The sequence below is a fragment of the Vibrio sinaloensis genome (assembly GCF_023195835.1).
GTDB classification, from domain to species: domain Bacteria; phylum Pseudomonadota; class Gammaproteobacteria; order Enterobacterales; family Vibrionaceae; genus Vibrio; species Vibrio sinaloensis_C.
In genome coordinates this window covers 184586-201105 of record NZ_CP096199.1, presented here as the reverse complement: position 1 = coordinate 201105, position 16520 = coordinate 184586, and the positions used below count along the sequence as shown (strand labels likewise).

The window sequence follows — 16520 nt, the reverse complement described above, 5'->3', positions numbered from 1 at the left end:
ACTAAGGATAATGAGCTAACTCAATCAGATAGGTTTAATTCTGTGCATTGGGCTCGGCTTTCATGCCATCATCGATGCGCTGAGATTGCGGCTCGACACGAATCAATAACGCCAATACTCCCATTGCCGCCATCGCCCAAAACACATTGGCGCCCCAATGCTCATAACCCCAGCCACTGAGCGTCGTCATCAAGGCAATAAAGGCCCCGAGAGGAATGGCATTATACAGTGCTTGCAGCGCCACCATTTTACGTTGCTCGGAATGCTGGATGTACTGAATCGCCGCAATGTGGGCGATGGCAAAGGTCACCCCGTGCAACAGTTGAATCAAAACCAAAGCGAACAACAAGGTCGTTGACGCTGTCATCCCCCAGCGAACAATCACCCCAACTGAGGCGAGCAGAAACAGCGCGCGTAGCGTCCAGCCAGAGAACAAGCGCTTACTTAGTGCAAACACCGCCACTTCAGCCACCACGCCCAAACTCCACAGGTAGCCGATGATATCTTCCGAGTAGCCTGCCTCTTTCCAATAGATAGAGCTAAAACTGTAGTAGGCCGCATGGCTGCCCTGAATCAACGCCATTAACAGCAGAAACTTGATAACCGGACCTTCGGTCAGCAATTCGCTCAATTTCGGGCGCTCGGTATTCTCTTCACTGGTTGTCACTGGCATAGGTTGAGTGCTACGCAAGGAGAACACCCATGCAGCAATCACGCCCGCAAGCGCGGTGTACAAGATCATGTCACTGCCAAACTGGGCCACTAAGAAACCCACCACGGTAGAGCCGGCAATAAAGGCAATCGAGCCCCACAATCGGGTGCGCCCATAATCGAGCATTTTTAATCGAGAGTAGTAGTTAGCCATTGCATCAGACAGCGGCACTGCGGGCCCACAACAGAGGTTGAACAGTACCGTCGCCAACGCCATTAGCCAAAAACTGCCCCCGGTAAAAAAGTGAGAACCAATAAACGCAATCGAGGCTAAACTGAGCCAACGTAGCGCCGGCATCAGGTGTTCGACTTTATGAATACGTGGTGTGAGTACCATATTGGCAAGGCAGCGTGTGGCAAAACCAATCCCCACCAGCAAACCAATATCGGTTGGCGAGACACCTTGCTCCTCAAACCACAACGCCCAAAATGGCAAATAGACACCATAGGCAAAAAAGAAACCGACAAAATACTGGGAAATCCAGCCGTAAGGAGAAGGGGTGAGCATGGTGACCTCTAGATAAAATTAGTGCAATGGTATTATCGTTTGCTTATTGTTAATTAAAAAGGGAACAATTGGCACCAGAGTGTTTCCTTATTCTCACTTCAACCGCTGCGTTCGACCAAAGTCGTCTGGCACGTTCGGCAATATCAGGCAAAAATGAACCAATACTGAGTTCGCATTGTAGGTTCGCCATGCCAGAAAAATTCAACATGCACTCCCCGCCTTTCGACCGCCTTGACCCACAGCAGCAAGATAAATTGCGCGGTTCGCTCGACGTTGCCTACTTTCGGACCAATGAAACCTTGCTCAAACCTGGCAGTGAAAGCCAGCATCTGCACATTTTAATCAAAGGTGCGGTGGAAGAGCGATCTGATGACAACAAAGAGATTTTCGCCCACTACGCCAACGATGATTTGTTTGATGTGCGCTCACTGTTCGACGATACCGTCAAGCATCGTTACATCGCACTTGAAGACACGCTCTCCTATTTACTGCCTAAAGCGGTGTTCCTTGAGCTGTACAATCAAAACGGCCAGTTCGCCGCCTACTTTGACAACAACTTGGCCAAACGCCAACAGTTGATCGAAGCTGCGCAGCAACAGCAAAACTTAGCAGAGTTCATCCTTACCAAGGTCGATAAAGCCATCTATCATCCGCCGATGATTTTGTCGCCTGATCAGCCGCTAAATGAGGTCACAAAGACCTTAAAAGAGAAGGGAATCGACTCCGCTTTGGTCAGGCTCAGCGATAATGACATCCGCCTTATCGACGATCTACACGAACTGCCCTACGGCATCATTACCCGCACCAACATGCTCCATGCGGTGATGCTCGACGGCCACCCGCTCGATACCCCGGTAGGTAAAATCGCCACATTTCCTGTCGTGCATGTCGAAGACGGCGAGTTTCTGTTTAATGCGATGATCAAGATGACCCGAAACCGGATGAAACGGGTCATGGTCTCAGACGGCAAAGAAGCGGTCGGCATGCTCGACATGACCCAAATCTTAAGTGCTTTCTCCACCCACTCGCACGTATTGACCCTGAGCATAGCCCGTTCCAGCAGTATTGAAGAGCTTGCCCTCGCCTCCAATCGTCAACGGCAACTGGTCGAGAGCCTACTCAACAACGGGATCCGCACTCGCTTTATCATGGAGCTTATCTCGGCGGTCAACGAGCAGATCATCGAGAAAGCGTTCGAACTGATTGTTCCTCCTGCCCTTCACGATCATTGTTGCTTGGTCGTTTTAGGCTCAGAAGGGCGCGGGGAACAAATACTCAAGACCGACCAAGACAACGCGCTGATCGTCAAAGACGGCTTTGAATGGCATCAATGCGCGGCGGTAATGGATAAACTGACTCACACCCTACAACAGTTGGGTTACCCGCTCTGTCCGGGCAACGTGATGGTCAATAACCCCAAATGGGTTAAGAGCCAAACTGAGTGGAAGAAAACCATTACTCAATGGTCGAAAGCGACTTCAGCCGAGCAGGTGATGGATTTAGCGATTTTCACCGATGCTCATGCGGTGGCGGGCAATAAAGCCCTGCTTGAACCTGTCACTGAGCATCTGAAAAGCACCATGTTAAACAACATGTTGGCGCTGCAAGACTTCGCTCGCCCCGCTTTACTGTTTTCTCTTCCTCTCACCCTATTTGGCAATGTGAAACGGGAGAAAGACGGCCTAGACGTCAAGAGCGGCGGTATCTTCCCAATCGTACATGGTATTCGCACGCTGGCGTTAGAATATGGCATCGATGAGAAAAACACCTTTGAACGAATTGAAGCGCTAAGACAGAAAAAAATTCTCGAACCGGATACCGCCGACAACCTGAGTGAGGCGCTCAAGCTGCTGTTTAAACTGCGACTCAACCAACAATTGACCCATCAACACAGCCATAACCGTATAGACATCAAACAGATCGATCGCACCGAGCGAGACTTACTGCGCCATGGGTTACACGTGGTGAAAAAGTTCAAGCAGTTCTTGGGCTATCATTACCAAATACGCGATTAAGGACAGGCAATGAACTGGATTTCGCGCCGCTATTGGTACTACAAGTTAAAAGGTTCGCCCTATCAATCACTGTTTGCCTCGGTTGAGAAAGGCGAATACGTGTCGCTTGACTGCGAAACCACCAGCCTAGACCCAAACCGCGCCGAGCTGGTGACTATCGCCGCGACCAAAATTATTGATAATCGCATCTTGACCAGCACCCCATTTGAAGTGCGTCTGCGTGCACCGCAATCGCTCGACTCTGGCTCGATTAAAATCCACAAAATTCGCCATCAAGACTTGGCCGACGGTATTGACGAGAAACAAGCCTTGATTCAACTGCTCGAGTTTATCGGTAATCGTCCGCTGGTCGGTTACCACATCCGCTACGACAAAAAGATCCTCGATCTTGCCTGTCGCAAACAGCTTGGCTTCCCGCTGCCTAACCCGCTTATCGAAGTCAGTCAGATCTATCACGACAAGCTTGAACAGCATCTGCCCAACGCCTATTTCGACCTGAGTTTGGATGCGATTTGCAAACATCTCGACCTGCCCCTGCAAGACAAACACGACGCCTTGCAAGACGCTATCGCCGCCGCCTTAGTGTTCGTTCGGCTGACAAAAGGTGATCTCCCTAGCCTTAATCTTCCCTACACACGATGATGCTTGCTTAGATCTGACTCTCAATTTCAAACATAGCTCATTCATTTTTAAGCAGATTATTCGTTCTCATCCTAAAGTCTAATTGTCGAATTCACGCCTGTGCAGGAAAGTTATAGGTATAAGGATTTTGCGACGTTATGACCAAGCGGTCACATCGTTTTAAACGGACACTTGCTCAATTCGTTAAGAATTAAGCACAAGGAGATAAGCAATGAGTGAAGCCCATATCTATCCGGTAAAAGAGAACATCAAGAAAACCACCCACGCGGATCAAGACACTTACCAAGCCATGTATCAGCAATCGGTGACCGATCCGGTTGGATTCTGGAGCGAGCACGGCAAGATTGTTGATTGGATCAAGCCGTTTACTAAAGTCAAAAACACCTCTTTTGATACCGGACACGTGGATATTCGCTGGTTTGAAGATGGCACACTCAATGTTTCAGCCAACTGTATTGACCGCCACTTGGCCGAGCGCGGTGATGATGTGGCGATTATCTGGGAAGGTGACGATCCTAACGATGACAAAACACTCACGTTCAAACAGCTACACAAAGAAGTGTGTGAATTTTCTAACGCACTGAAAGAGCAAGGGGTACGTAAAGGCGATGTGGTTTGTCTGTACATGCCAATGGTGACCGAAGCAGCTGTAGCCATGCTCGCTTGTACCCGTATCGGTGCAGTTCACACGGTAGTATTCGGTGGTTTCTCTCCTGAAGCCCTGTCAGGTCGTATTATCGATTCAGATGCGAAAGTCGTCATTACCGCTGACGAAGGCGTTCGTGGTGGCCGCGCGGTTCCACTGAAGAAAAACGTTGACGAAGCACTAACTAACCCAGAAGTGAAAACCATCGAAAAAGTCATCGTGATGAAACGTACTGGTGGTGATATCGACTGGCACGAGCATCGTGACGTTTGGTGGCATGAAGCCACAGCCAATGTCTCTTCTGACTGCCCGCCAGAAGAGATGAAAGCAGAAGACCCACTGTTCATTCTTTACACTTCAGGTTCAACCGGTAAGCCAAAAGGCGTTCTGCACACCACCGGCGGTTACCTTGTCTATGCGGCAATGACATTCAAATACGTGTTCGACTACCAACCAGGGGAAACCTTCTGGTGTACGGCGGATGTGGGTTGGATTACTGGCCACACTTACTTAATCTACGGCCCACTCGCTAATGGTGCCAAAACCATCCTATTCGAAGGTGTGCCAAACTACCCAAGCACCAATCGCATGAGCCAAGTGGTCGACAAACACCAAGTGAACATCCTTTACACGGCGCCAACAGCGATTCGTGCCCTGATGGCAAAAGGCAATGAAGCGGTTGAAGGCACTTCTCGTAGCAGCCTACGTATTATGGGTTCAGTGGGCGAACCGATTAACCCAGAAGCGTGGGAGTGGTATTACAAAACCATCGGCAACGAGAACTCGCCAATCGTAGATACTTGGTGGCAAACCGAAACCGGCGGCATTCTGATCGCTCCACTTCCAGGCGCAACCGACCTCAAGCCAGGCTCGGCAACACGTCCATTCTTCGGCGTACAACCTGCTCTCGTTGATAACATGGGTAACATCATTGAAGGTGCTACAGACGGCAACCTAGTGATTCTAGATTCATGGCCAGGTCAGATGCGCACTGTCTATGGTGACCATGACCGCTTTGAGCAAACCTACTTCTCGACCTTTAAAGGTATGTACTTCACCAGTGATGGTGCACGTCGCGACGAAGACGGCTACTACTGGATCACTGGTCGTGTTGATGACGTACTCAACGTGTCTGGCCACCGTATGGGCACGGCAGAAATTGAATCTGCGCTCGTGGCTCACGATAAAATTGCCGAAGCGGCGATTGTGGGTATTCCACACGACATCAAAGGCCAAGCGATTTATGCGTATATCACGCTCAACGATGGCGAGTTCCCAAGTGCTGAACTGCACAAAGAGGTGAAAGATTGGGTGCGTAAAGAGATTGGTCCTATCGCCACGCCAGATGTGCTGCACTGGACTGACTCACTACCTAAGACCCGTTCAGGTAAGATCATGCGCCGCATTCTACGTAAGATCGCTACCGGTGACACCAGTAACTTAGGTGATACCTCGACGCTAGCGGATCCAAGCGTAGTGGATAAGTTGATTGCCGAGAAAGCTGAACTGGCTTAAGTTGCGAGAAGCGAGTGCCTAGTTCCTAGAAACCCAACTCTAGGAACTAGGAATAACTTATATTAGGTCGTCATTCCGTAAGTGAGGAACGAGCTATACGGAATCTGGTTTTCAGTCTCTCGAGGCGAGCGCCTAGTCGCTAGAAAACCAACTCTGGGATCTAGCAACCAACAAAATTCTGAATCACGCTCGTACCTCGCTGTTCAGAATGACGGTCTCATCTCCCGACTCTAAATAGCGACATCCAAGGCGTCATTCCGTAAGTGAGGAACGAGCTATACGGAATCTGGTTTTCAGTCCCTCGAGGCGAGCGCCTAGTCGCTAGAAAACCAACTCTGGGATCTAGCAAGCGACAAGATTCTGAATCACGCTCGTGCCTCGCTGTTCAGAATGACGGTCACAATAAGCACTAGAAACTAGAAACCATACAAAAACACACCGCGCATATCCTATGCACGGTGTGTTTTTTTCATCCCTTGCCGCACTGGTTCGAGTGCCAACCGTCATCGAGCCTAGATCCCCGTCCCACTTCCAATCTCTCTTCCAGGTGATTAGACCAGTAAATTGCTGCGATTTGCGCTGAATTAGCTATAATCTTGGTCTATTTCAAAGATTCGCTGCTATTAATTAAAAATTTGCATGCTGAATCTGAAATTATATGGGAGTATTCTAGTTCATAACATGAAGTAGGAAGATGGCAGCATAATGACAGCAAAATCACGCATTCTTGTCTTAAATGGTCCAAATCTAAACCTGTTAGGTCTACGTGAACCCGCTCATTACGGTTCTTCAACCCTACCACAGATTATCGACAATTTAACCAAGCAAGCTCACGACGCAGGGGTCGAGCTAGACCACCTCCAATCTAACCGTGAGTATGAGTTGATCGAAGCGATTCATGCCGCTTACAACCAAGTGGACTTTATCATCATCAACCCAGCCGCGTTCACTCACACCAGTGTCGCGCTCAGAGATGCGTTGCTTGGGGTTGCCATCCCATTTATCGAAGTGCATTTATCCAATGTGCATGCACGAGAGCCCTTTCGTCACCACTCTTACCTGTCTGATAAAGCGCAGGGGGTGATCTGCGGTCTCGGTGCGCAAGGTTACGAATTCGCTTTGTCTGCCGCAATAAAGTCGCTGCAGGCCAAGTAACTCAACACTCTGCAGCTCAAGTTGAGCTGTCTTATTCACAAGATAAAAGAGAAAGAAAAAGATGGATATCCGTAAAATCAAGAAGCTTATCGAATTAGTAGAAGAGTCTGGCATTGCCGAGCTAGAGATCTCTGAAGGTGAAGAGTCGGTACGCATCAGCCGTAACGGTACAGCCGCTCCAGCACCAGTGCATTACGCAGCGGCACCTGCCCCTGTAGCAGCACCAGCGCCAGCCGCGGCACCAGCAGCAGCTCCTGAAGCGGCAGCGCCTGCAGCAGCTCCAGTTGGTCATCAGGTTCTTTCTCCAATGGTCGGTACTTTCTACCGCTCTCCGAGCCCAGATTCAAAAGCCTTTGTTGAAGTGGGTCAATCTGTAAACGCTGGCGATACTCTGTGTATTGTTGAAGCAATGAAGATGATGAACCAAATCGAAGCAGACAAGTCTGGCGTTGTGACCGCTATCCTAGTTGAAGACGGCCAGCCAGTTGAATTCGACCAACCACTTGTTGTTATCGAATAATAGAGGCTCTCTCTTATGCTAGATAAATTAGTCATCGCGAACCGAGGCGAGATTGCGCTTCGAATTCTTCGCGCATGTAAAGAACTCGGTATCAAAACCGTTGCGGTTCACTCAACCGCTGACCGTGACCTAAAACACGTATTGCTGGCAGACGAGGCCATCTGTATCGGTCCTGCTCGTGGTATTGATAGCTACCTAAACATCCCGCGCATCATCTCTGCTGCAGAGGTCACGGGCGCAGTCGCGATCCACCCAGGCTACGGTTTCCTTTCTGAAAACGCTGACTTTGCCGAACAAGTAGAGCGCAGTGGTTTCATCTTTGTGGGTCCGAAAGCCGATACCATCCGCATGATGGGCGACAAAGTCTCTGCGATCACCGCGATGAAAAAAGCCGGCGTCCCTTGTGTGCCAGGTTCAGATGGTCCGCTAGATAACGATGATGCGAAAAACAGAGCGCACGCTAAGCGCATCGGTTACCCAGTGATCATCAAAGCCTCTGGCGGCGGCGGCGGTCGTGGTATGCGTGTGGTTCGCTCAGAAGCTGAACTAGTAGAAGCCATTGCCATGACTCGCGCAGAAGCCAAAGCAGCGTTCAACAACGACATGGTTTACATGGAGAAATTCCTAGAAAACCCTCGTCACGTTGAAGTTCAGGTGATTGCTGACGGTCAAGGCGGCGCTATCCACCTAGGTGAACGTGACTGTTCAATGCAGCGTCGTCACCAGAAAGTGGTTGAAGAAGCACCAGCACCAGGTATCACAGAAGAGATGCGTAAGTACATCGGTGAACGTTGTACCCGCGCTTGTCTAGAAATCGGTTACCGCGGCGCAGGTACGTTTGAATTCCTCTACGAAAACGGCGAGTTCTACTTCATCGAAATGAACACTCGTATTCAGGTAGAGCACCCTGTGACTGAAATGGTCACCGGTGTAGACCTTATCAAAGAGCAGCTTCGCGTTGCCGCAGGCCAGCCTTTGTCATTCACTCAAGATGACATCAAGATTCGCGGCCACGCGATCGAGTGTCGTATCAACGCTGAAGACCCAGAGCGCTTCCTACCGTCACCAGGTAAGATTGAACGCTTCCACGCTCCAGGCGGTATGGGCGTTCGTTGGGAATCGCACATCTACACCGGCTACACAGTGCCTCCTCACTACGATTCAATGATCGGTAAACTGATCACCTTCGGTGAGAACCGTGACGTCGCGATTGCGCGTATGAAGAACGCACTCGGTGAGATGATTGTTGAAGGCATCAAGACCAACGTGCCGCTACAAGAAAGCATTATGAATGATGAAAACTTCCAACACGGTGGTGCCAACATTCATTACCTAGAGAAGAAGCTAGGGCTTCAGTAAGCTTAAAGTTGCGAGTGACGAGTTGCGAGAACAAACTCTCCCTCTCGAAACTCGAAACTAATATCAAATGCTCACTCCGGTGAGCATTTTTTGTTTACGCCTATAATCTCAGCAGAGATCTGCTACACTCTGCGCAAATTTTATTTTTGAGAGCAGATAGCCATGCCTTGGATTCAAATCAAACTCAATGCCACCAACGAAAACGCAGAGCAGATCGGTGATATGCTGATGGAAGAGACCGGCGCTTTGTCGGTCACCTTCCTAGATGCTCACGATACCCCCGTGTTTGAGCCACTTCCGGGAGAAACTCGCCTTTGGGGTGACACCGACATCCTCGCGCTGTATGACGCCGAAGCAGACACGGATTTCATCATCGAGCAAACCAAACTGAGCGGGCTATTCGCTGAAGGCTTTGCTTACAAAATTGAGCAGCTTGAAGATAAAGATTGGGAGCGTGAGTGGATGGATAACTTCCACCCAATGAAGTTCGGCGAGAGACTATGGATTTGCCCAAGTTGGCGTGAAGTCCCTGAGCCAGACGCTGTCAATGTGATGCTCGATCCCGGCCTGGCTTTTGGTACCGGTACCCACCCGACTACTGCACTGTGTCTGGAGTGGCTAGAGCAGCTAGACCTATCTGGAAAAACGGTGATCGACTTTGGCTGCGGCTCTGGCATTCTTGCGATCGCTGCGATCAAGCTTGGGGCTGAAAAAGTGATCGGGATCGATATCGATCCTCAAGCGCTGCTAGCGTCCAAAGACAACGCTGAGCGCAACGGTGTGGCTGACAAACTTGAAGTGTTCCTACCTCAGGATCAACCACAAGGACTGATCGCAGATGTTGTCGTGGCCAATATTCTCGCCGGTCCACTGCGTGAGCTATCGCCAATCATTAAGTCACTAGTCAAGCCAAATGGCCAGCTCGCTATGTCAGGTGTTCTTGATACGCAAGCGGAAGATGTTGCCAATTATTACCGTGATGAGCTTCACATTGATCCGATTAAAGAACAGAGTGAATGGTGCCGCATCTCGGGGCGCAAGCAAGGCTAGACAAGACTTTGCTAGCTAATTGACTGATTTTTAGGCATTTTGGAAAAACAATTTGTAAATGCTCAAATATTAGTCTTTTCACGGCGCTAAAAAATGCGTAAAATGCGCGCCCTTACTGGTTCTAAGCTGTGAAGACGTTTTGAAAATCGGAAATTACCAACTCAAGAATAATCTCATCGTTGCTCCTATGGCTGGGGTAACCGATAGACCGTTTAGAGAGTTGTGTCTCCGCTATGGTGCGGGAATGGCCGTCAGTGAAATGATGTCGTCCAACCCAAAACTATGGAAAACGTCTAAATCCAAGCAACGCATGGTACACGAAGGCGAATCGGGCATTCGCTCTGTACAAATCGCCGGAGCTGATCCACAACTTATGGCCGATGCTGCTCAGTTCAGTGTTGAAAACGGTGCGCAAATCATCGATATCAACATGGGTTGCCCAGCAAAAAAAGTAAACAAAAAGCTCGCGGGCTCTGCGCTGCTACAGTATCCAGACATCATTGAACAGATTCTGAGAGCAGTAGTCGACGCAGTGGATGTCCCTGTGACATTAAAAACTCGTACGGGCTGGGACACAGACAATAAAAACTGTGTTCAAATTGCGAAATTAGCCGAAGACTGCGGCATACAAGCTTTAGCGCTCCATGGGCGCACTAAGGCATGCATGTACAAAGGTGAGGCGGAATACGACAGCATTAAAGCGGTTAAGCAAGCTGTATCAATACCGGTTATCGCCAATGGTGATATCGATAGCCCAGAGAAAGCTAAGCAGGTACTGGAGTACACCGGTGCCGACGCTTTGATGATTGGACGCCCTGCCCAAGGACGTCCGTGGATTTTTCAGGAAATCCAACACTTTTTGGAAAACGGCACCACAATGCCTGAGCTTCCGCTTGCGGAAGTCAAAGACATTCTGCTCGGTCATGTTCGTGCTCTCCATGCTTTTTATGGTGAGTATTTGGGCCCAAGAATCGCGCGCAAGCACGTAGGTTGGTACCTAAAAGAACATGAACAAGCGAGTGAGTTTCGCCGTACCTTCAACGCTCTCGATGCAGCCCCGCTGCAACTTGAGGCGCTAGAAGAGTATTTTGATTTAGCCTAAATATTGCAGCACACGCTGCACATATCTTGGCTTAACGTTGCATCATAATTAAGAGAAGAGCTAGACCGAATATGTTCGAACAAAATCTGACTTCAGAAGCATTAACAGTAACTACAGTAACGTCACAAGACCAGATTACGCAAAAGCCTTTACGTGACTCTGTTAAAGCGTCTCTTAAAAACTACTTGGCTCAACTAAACGGCCAAGAAGTCACAGAACTATACGAATTAGTTCTAGCTGAAGTAGAACAGCCACTACTAGACACCATCATGCAATACACGCGCGGTAACCAAACTCGCGCTGCGACTATGATGGGTATCAACCGCGGTACTCTTCGCAAGAAACTGAAAAAATACGGCATGAACTAATCATTCATTGCATTATTTATCGATTGAAGCCGGGCTCATTTTATGAGCCCGGCTTTTTTATATTAATCAGTTCGATAGTAGTACAAAGATTCATCAATCTGTGATCAATTCCGATTGCGTATGAAAAAGTGGCCGATATAATGAAAAATTACTACTTTTTTTGAGCGCTCTACATGATTGATATGCAAAAGGAAGAATGGCTAGGCTTGATGCTTAGAGAACTGCCTGATCGTCTATTGATCATGTCTGCAGATGGTATCGTCATTGATGCTTTCGGTGAGCCCTCTGCTGGTCTGCAACATCAAGTCGTGGGTCAGCATTTTCATCAACTCCTACCCCAGCCAGTGGTTGAACGCTTTACTTATCAATTTACTCAAGCTCTCAACGGTGGCACTCGCGGCCAACTTCATTACTCGCTGTGCGCGAGTGATCAACTGCAAATGTCTATCGAAGCGCTAGAGGCGTGGCAGGAGCATGAACAGCGATGGTTTGAAGCCAATTTAAAGCCAATCACCTTAAGTAACGGACTTCAGTATGTGTTATGGCAGGAGCGGGAAATAACCCAAAGCTACCTACAGCAGACTGAGCTTAAGAAGCAGGCGGAAACCGATGAGTTAACAGGCATTCTCAATCGGCGCGCGTTTATGACGCACTTAGAGCGAGAGTTTGACCGCCCTCAGCAGCGCCACCTCAGTTGCTTAATGATAGATATAGACCACTTTAAAGAGATCAACGATCAGGTGGGTCACCTTTCTGGTGATGAGGTGATTACGCATGTAGCACAAATGTGTAAAACCATGGTGCGCAGCCACGACCATATCGGTCGTCTAGGGGGAGAAGAGTTTGGTGTCATCCTAACCCAAACCAACGCCATTCAAGCCTACGACATCGCCGAGCGCATTCGTGATAGTGTGGCTTCAACGCCTTGTCATGTTGATGACCATGTGATCACTCCGACCGTGAGTATAGGTATTGCAGAGCTCAACGCTCAAGTCTCGTCGGTGCGCGAGTTAATGGTACAAGCAGACAAAGCGATGTACTACTCGAAGCAAACCGGACGAAATCAGGTCACCCTCTATTACGACAATCTGCCGCAAATCAAAACCAACACTAAGCTAAGTGTGAACATTCGTCGCGCCTCTTAACGCTGACGCTTTCCTTGGGGTTCTTCACTCGCCAGTGCGGTTAAAATCGAGCAATGACTCGCATCATCATCGACGTGTCCGCAGCAAGCATCATTGATTTTTTTTAGAGCCGTACGAATGCGGGTCAACTCACCAATCTTCTCATCAATCAGATCCAGTTTAGCCGAGGTGATCGCTTTGACTTCAGCGCAGCTATGCTCCGTCGCTTCTAAACGAATTTCCAATAACTCGCGGATCTCTTCTAAGCTCAAGCCAAGGTCTTTAGCGCGAATGATAAAGTTGACCTGCTGCTGATTGCTTTCATTGTAGAGACGATAGCCTGAACTGCTGCGCCCTGCCGGTTTAATCAGCTGGTTTTTCTCGTAAAAACGCAACGTATCCGCTGTAACTTGACAGCGTTTTGCCAGTTCGCCGATCTGAAACATAACACTTCCTATTTAACGCTTTCATTACGTTTACCATCAACAATGGCTGTTTTTGCAATTATTTTTGCGATGCCAAACGATTGCGCGAGCTTTTTTGTAATAAATTAGTTAGAATGTGCGCCACCAAACTCAGAGACTCGTTTTGCATCAGTGGATGATGACAAAGGTCTTTACCAAAACTGGCCAATCTCTTACCCGTTAGCAATATAACAGAGCGTAAGAACAAGTTCATTTTTGGCAAATATCTTTATATTAACTCTGTGACTTTGAGGAAATGGAAGCATGACTAACGCTCGTCCTATTCGCCGCGCTTTAATTAGCGTATCAGACAAGACTGGTATCGTAGAATTTGCTCAGGCTCTTGCTGAGCGTGGCGTGGATATCCTATCCACGGGCGGCACCGCTCGCCTACTGGCAGAAAAAGGCATCTCAGTAACCGAAGTGTCTGACTACACTGGATTTCCTGAGATGATGGATGGTCGTGTTAAAACACTTCACCCTAAAGTGCACGGTGGTGTGCTAGGTCGTCGTGGTCAAGACGATGAGGTTATGCAAAAGCACGGCATCAATCCAATCGATATGGTGGTGGTTAACCTTTACCCATTCGCAGAAACCGTCGCAAAACAAGGCTGTACTCTCGCTGACGCCGTTGAGAACATCGATATCGGCGGCCCGACTATGGTTCGCTCTGCGGCGAAAAACCACAAAGATGTCACTATCGTTGTAAATGCTCACGACTATGACCGTGTTATCGCTGAGATGGACGCAAACGACAAGTCTCTTACGCTAGACACTCGTTTTGACCTAGCTATCGCAGCGTTCGAGCACACGGCGGCTTACGACGGTATGATTGCCAACTACTTCGGCACTATGGTTCCCTCATACGGAGAGAACAAGGAAGGTGATGAAGAGTCTAAATTCCCTCGCACTTTCAACCAGCAGTTCATCAAGAAACAAGATATGCGCTACGGTGAGAACAGCCACCAAGATGCTGCTTTCTACGTAGAAGCAAATCCAGAAGAAGCGTCTGTTTCAACAGCTCGTCAAATCCAAGGTAAAGCCCTTTCTTACAACAATATTGCAGATACAGACGCAGCGCTTGAGTGCGTGAAAGAGTTCGACCAGCCAGCCTGTGTCATCGTTAAGCACGCTAACCCATGTGGCGTTGCGCTAGGCAGCAACATTCTTGAAGCTTATGACCGCGCCTACCAAACCGACCCTACCTCAGCATTCGGCGGCATCATCGCCTTTAACCAAGAGCTAGACGCAGCAACAGCAACTGCGATCGTTGAGCGTCAGTTTGTCGAAGTGATCATCGCGCCATCGGTATCAGCAGAAGCAATTGAAGTGGTTGCAGCGAAGAAGAACGTTCGCCTACTAGAGTGCGGCGAGTGGACAACCAAGACAACCGGCTTTGATGTTAAGCGCGTTAACGGCGGCCTACTGGTTCAAGACCGTGACCAGGGTATGGTGAGCCTGGATGATCTAAAAGTGGTTTCTAAACGCCAGCCGACAGAAGAAGAGCTCAAAGATGCGCTATTCTGCTGGAAAGTCGCGAAATACGTGAAATCAAACGCGATTGTTTACTCAAAAGGTGACATGACAATCGGTGTCGGCGCAGGCCAAATGAGCCGCGTTTACTCTGCGAAAATCGCAGGCATCAAAGCCGCTGACGAAGGCCTACAGGTTGAAGGTTGTGTAATGGCATCGGATGCCTTCTTCCCATTCCGTGATGGTATCGATGCAGCAGCCGAAGCGGGCATTAAGTGCGTGATTCAACCGGGCGGCTCTATGCGTGATGACGAAGTTATCGCAGCAGCCGACGAGCATGGTATGGCGATGATCTTTACCGGCATGCGTCACTTCCGTCATTAAAAAGATACGAGAGTGCTTCGCGCCGAGTCGAGAGCAACGAGTAAGGTCAAAAGCAATCACTCGAAGCTCTCTACTCGATACTCGGAGCTAACTAATTTCATTTAAGGAATTTAACAATGCGAGTTTTAATTATCGGCTCTGGCGGCCGTGAACACGCTTTAGGTTGGAAAGCGGCACAAAACCCAAATGTTGAAACAGTGTTCGTTGCACCAGGTAACGCAGGCACCGCTCTTGAGCCAAAGCTTGAGAACGTTGATATCGGTGTCGAAAGCATCTCTGAGTTGGTAGCTTTCGCCAAAGAGAAACAAATTGAGCTCACTATCGTAGGCCCAGAAGCGCCACTGGTTATTGGTGTAGTGGATGCGTTCCGTGAAGCTGGCTTGCCAATTTTTGGTCCAACTCAAGCGGCGGCGCAACTTGAGGGCTCCAAAGCTTTCACTAAAGACTTCTTAGCGCGCCACAACATCCCGACCGCGGCTTACGCTAACTTCACAGAGATTGAACCTGCTCTCGCTTACGTACGTGAGCAAGGCGCACCTATCGTGGTTAAGGCCGACGGCCTTGCTGCGGGTAAAGGTGTGATCGTTGCAATGACACTAAAAGAAGCCGAAGACGCAATCAAAGATATGCTGGCGGGTAACGCGTTTGGTGAAGCGGGTAGCCGAGTGGTTATCGAAGAGTTCCTTGATGGCGAAGAAGCCAGCTTCATCGTGATGGTTGATGGCGCCAGCGTACTGCCGATGGCCACCAGCCAAGACCACAAACGTGTGGGCGACAAAGATACTGGCCCTAACACTGGCGGTATGGGCGCATACTCGCCAGCTCCAGTGGTCACACCTGAAATCCATACCCGTATTCTTGAAGAAGTTATCTACCCTACCGTTCGCGGTATGGATGCAGAGGGCGCACCGTATACTGGCTTCCTCTACGCGGGGCTGATGATCGATAAAGACGGCACACCTAAAGTGATCGAGTACAACTGCCGCTTTGGTGATCCAGAAACACAACCTATCATGATGCGTATGGAATCCGATCTGGTTGAACTGTGTCTGATGGCCATCGACGAGAAGCTGGACCAAGCTGAATCTAAATGGGATCCACGTGCGTCTATTGGCGTTGTGCTAGCGGCAGGTGGCTACCCGGCTGATTACGCTAAAGGTGATGTTATTTCTCTGCCAGAGAGCGAGCAAGACGGTGAAAAGATCTTCCACGCTGGCACGACTAATAATGCTGCTGGTGAAGTTGTGACCAATGGTGGTCGCGTTCTTTGTGCAACAGCACTTGGGAACAGCGTCTCAGAAGCACAGCAACGCGCCTACGCGCTGGCTAAGCAAGTTAGCTGGAATGGCATGTTCCACCGCAATGACATCGGTTACCGAGCGATTGCACGCGAACAAGGGGAATAGGTGGGAGTTCCTAGTATCTAGATCCTAGTTTCGAGTTTCGAGTTTCGAGTTTCGAGTTTCGAGCAAATGTAAAAGGCT

14 protein-coding genes are annotated in these 16520 nt (G+C 49.2%); 12 read left to right on the top strand and 2 right to left on the bottom strand.

Going from position 1 to position 16520, the window contains the following annotated elements:
• Positions 1-34: 34 nt before the first annotated feature.
• The gene (locus MTO69_RS00960; protein WP_248330331.1) at positions 35-1219 is read right to left on the bottom strand and encodes a 3-phenylpropionate MFS transporter; all 1185 of its coding nucleotides are present in this window, start codon (positions 1217-1219) and stop codon (positions 35-37) included.
• 188 nt (positions 1220-1407) lie between these two features.
• On the opposite strand from MTO69_RS00960, the gene MTO69_RS00955 reads away from it, so the two are divergent.
• The 10 genes from MTO69_RS00955 (at position 1408) to MTO69_RS00910 (ending at position 12736) form a co-directional block, all read left to right on the top strand.
• Positions 1408-3234, top strand: a complete 1827-nt coding sequence (locus tag MTO69_RS00955; RefSeq protein WP_248330329.1) for a DUF294 nucleotidyltransferase-like domain-containing protein — start codon at positions 1408-1410, stop codon at positions 3232-3234.
• Between the two features lie 9 nt (positions 3235-3243).
• Positions 3244-3876 carry a 3'-5' exonuclease gene (locus MTO69_RS00950; protein WP_248330327.1) on the top strand — a complete coding sequence of 211 codons (633 nt, stop codon included), beginning with the start codon at positions 3244-3246 and terminating at the stop codon, positions 3874-3876.
• 211 nt (positions 3877-4087) lie between these two features.
• Positions 4088-6037, top strand: a complete 1950-nt coding sequence (acs, locus tag MTO69_RS00945) for an acetate--CoA ligase (RefSeq protein ID WP_248330325.1) — start codon at positions 4088-4090, stop codon at positions 6035-6037.
• A gap of 705 nt (positions 6038-6742) precedes the next feature.
• Entirely contained in the window at positions 6743-7192 is a 450-nt protein-coding gene (gene aroQ, locus MTO69_RS00940; RefSeq protein ID WP_248330323.1) for a type II 3-dehydroquinate dehydratase, read from the top strand.
• Positions 7193-7253: 61 nt separating this feature from the next.
• Positions 7254-7712 carry an acetyl-CoA carboxylase biotin carboxyl carrier protein gene (gene accB, locus MTO69_RS00935; protein ID WP_248330321.1) on the top strand — a complete coding sequence of 153 codons (459 nt, stop codon included), beginning with the start codon at positions 7254-7256 and terminating at the stop codon, positions 7710-7712.
• A gap of 15 nt (positions 7713-7727) precedes the next feature.
• Entirely contained in the window at positions 7728-9071 is a 1344-nt protein-coding gene (accC, locus tag MTO69_RS00930) for an acetyl-CoA carboxylase biotin carboxylase subunit (RefSeq protein WP_248330319.1), read from the top strand.
• Between the two features lie 162 nt (positions 9072-9233).
• Positions 9234-10121 carry a 50S ribosomal protein L11 methyltransferase gene (gene prmA, locus MTO69_RS00925; RefSeq protein WP_248330317.1) on the top strand — a complete coding sequence of 296 codons (888 nt, stop codon included), beginning with the start codon at positions 9234-9236 and terminating at the stop codon, positions 10119-10121.
• Positions 10122-10260: 139 nt separating this feature from the next.
• Positions 10261-11223 (top strand): tRNA dihydrouridine synthase DusB, encoded by a 963-nt coding sequence (dusB, locus tag MTO69_RS00920; RefSeq protein ID WP_248330315.1) that lies wholly within the window; start codon positions 10261-10263, stop codon positions 11221-11223.
• 71 nt (positions 11224-11294) lie between these two features.
• Complete coding sequence (fis, locus tag MTO69_RS00915) at positions 11295-11591, top strand: DNA-binding transcriptional regulator Fis (protein ID WP_000462885.1); 297 nt, start codon at positions 11295-11297, stop codon at positions 11589-11591.
• A gap of 173 nt (positions 11592-11764) precedes the next feature.
• Positions 11765-12736, top strand: coding sequence for a sensor domain-containing diguanylate cyclase (locus MTO69_RS00910; protein WP_248330313.1), 972 nt, complete (start codon positions 11765-11767; stop codon positions 12734-12736).
• On the opposite strand, the gene zntR is transcribed toward MTO69_RS00910, so the two are convergent.
• Positions 12733-13161, bottom strand: a complete 429-nt coding sequence (gene zntR / locus MTO69_RS00905; protein WP_248330312.1) for a Zn(2+)-responsive transcriptional regulator — start codon at positions 13159-13161, stop codon at positions 12733-12735. The genes MTO69_RS00910 and zntR overlap by 4 nt on opposite strands.
• A 282-nt stretch (positions 13162-13443) precedes the next feature.
• Here zntR and purH point away from each other — a divergent pair, with 282 nt between their 5' ends.
• Together purH and purD are read left to right on the top strand one after the other, a co-directional pair.
• Entirely contained in the window at positions 13444-15036 is a 1593-nt protein-coding gene (gene purH, locus MTO69_RS00900) for a bifunctional phosphoribosylaminoimidazolecarboxamide formyltransferase/IMP cyclohydrolase (protein WP_248330310.1), read from the top strand.
• 116 nt (positions 15037-15152) lie between these two features.
• Entirely contained in the window at positions 15153-16442 is a 1290-nt protein-coding gene (gene purD, locus MTO69_RS00895; RefSeq protein WP_248330308.1) for a phosphoribosylamine--glycine ligase, read from the top strand.
• Positions 16443-16520: the final 78 nt, after the last annotated feature.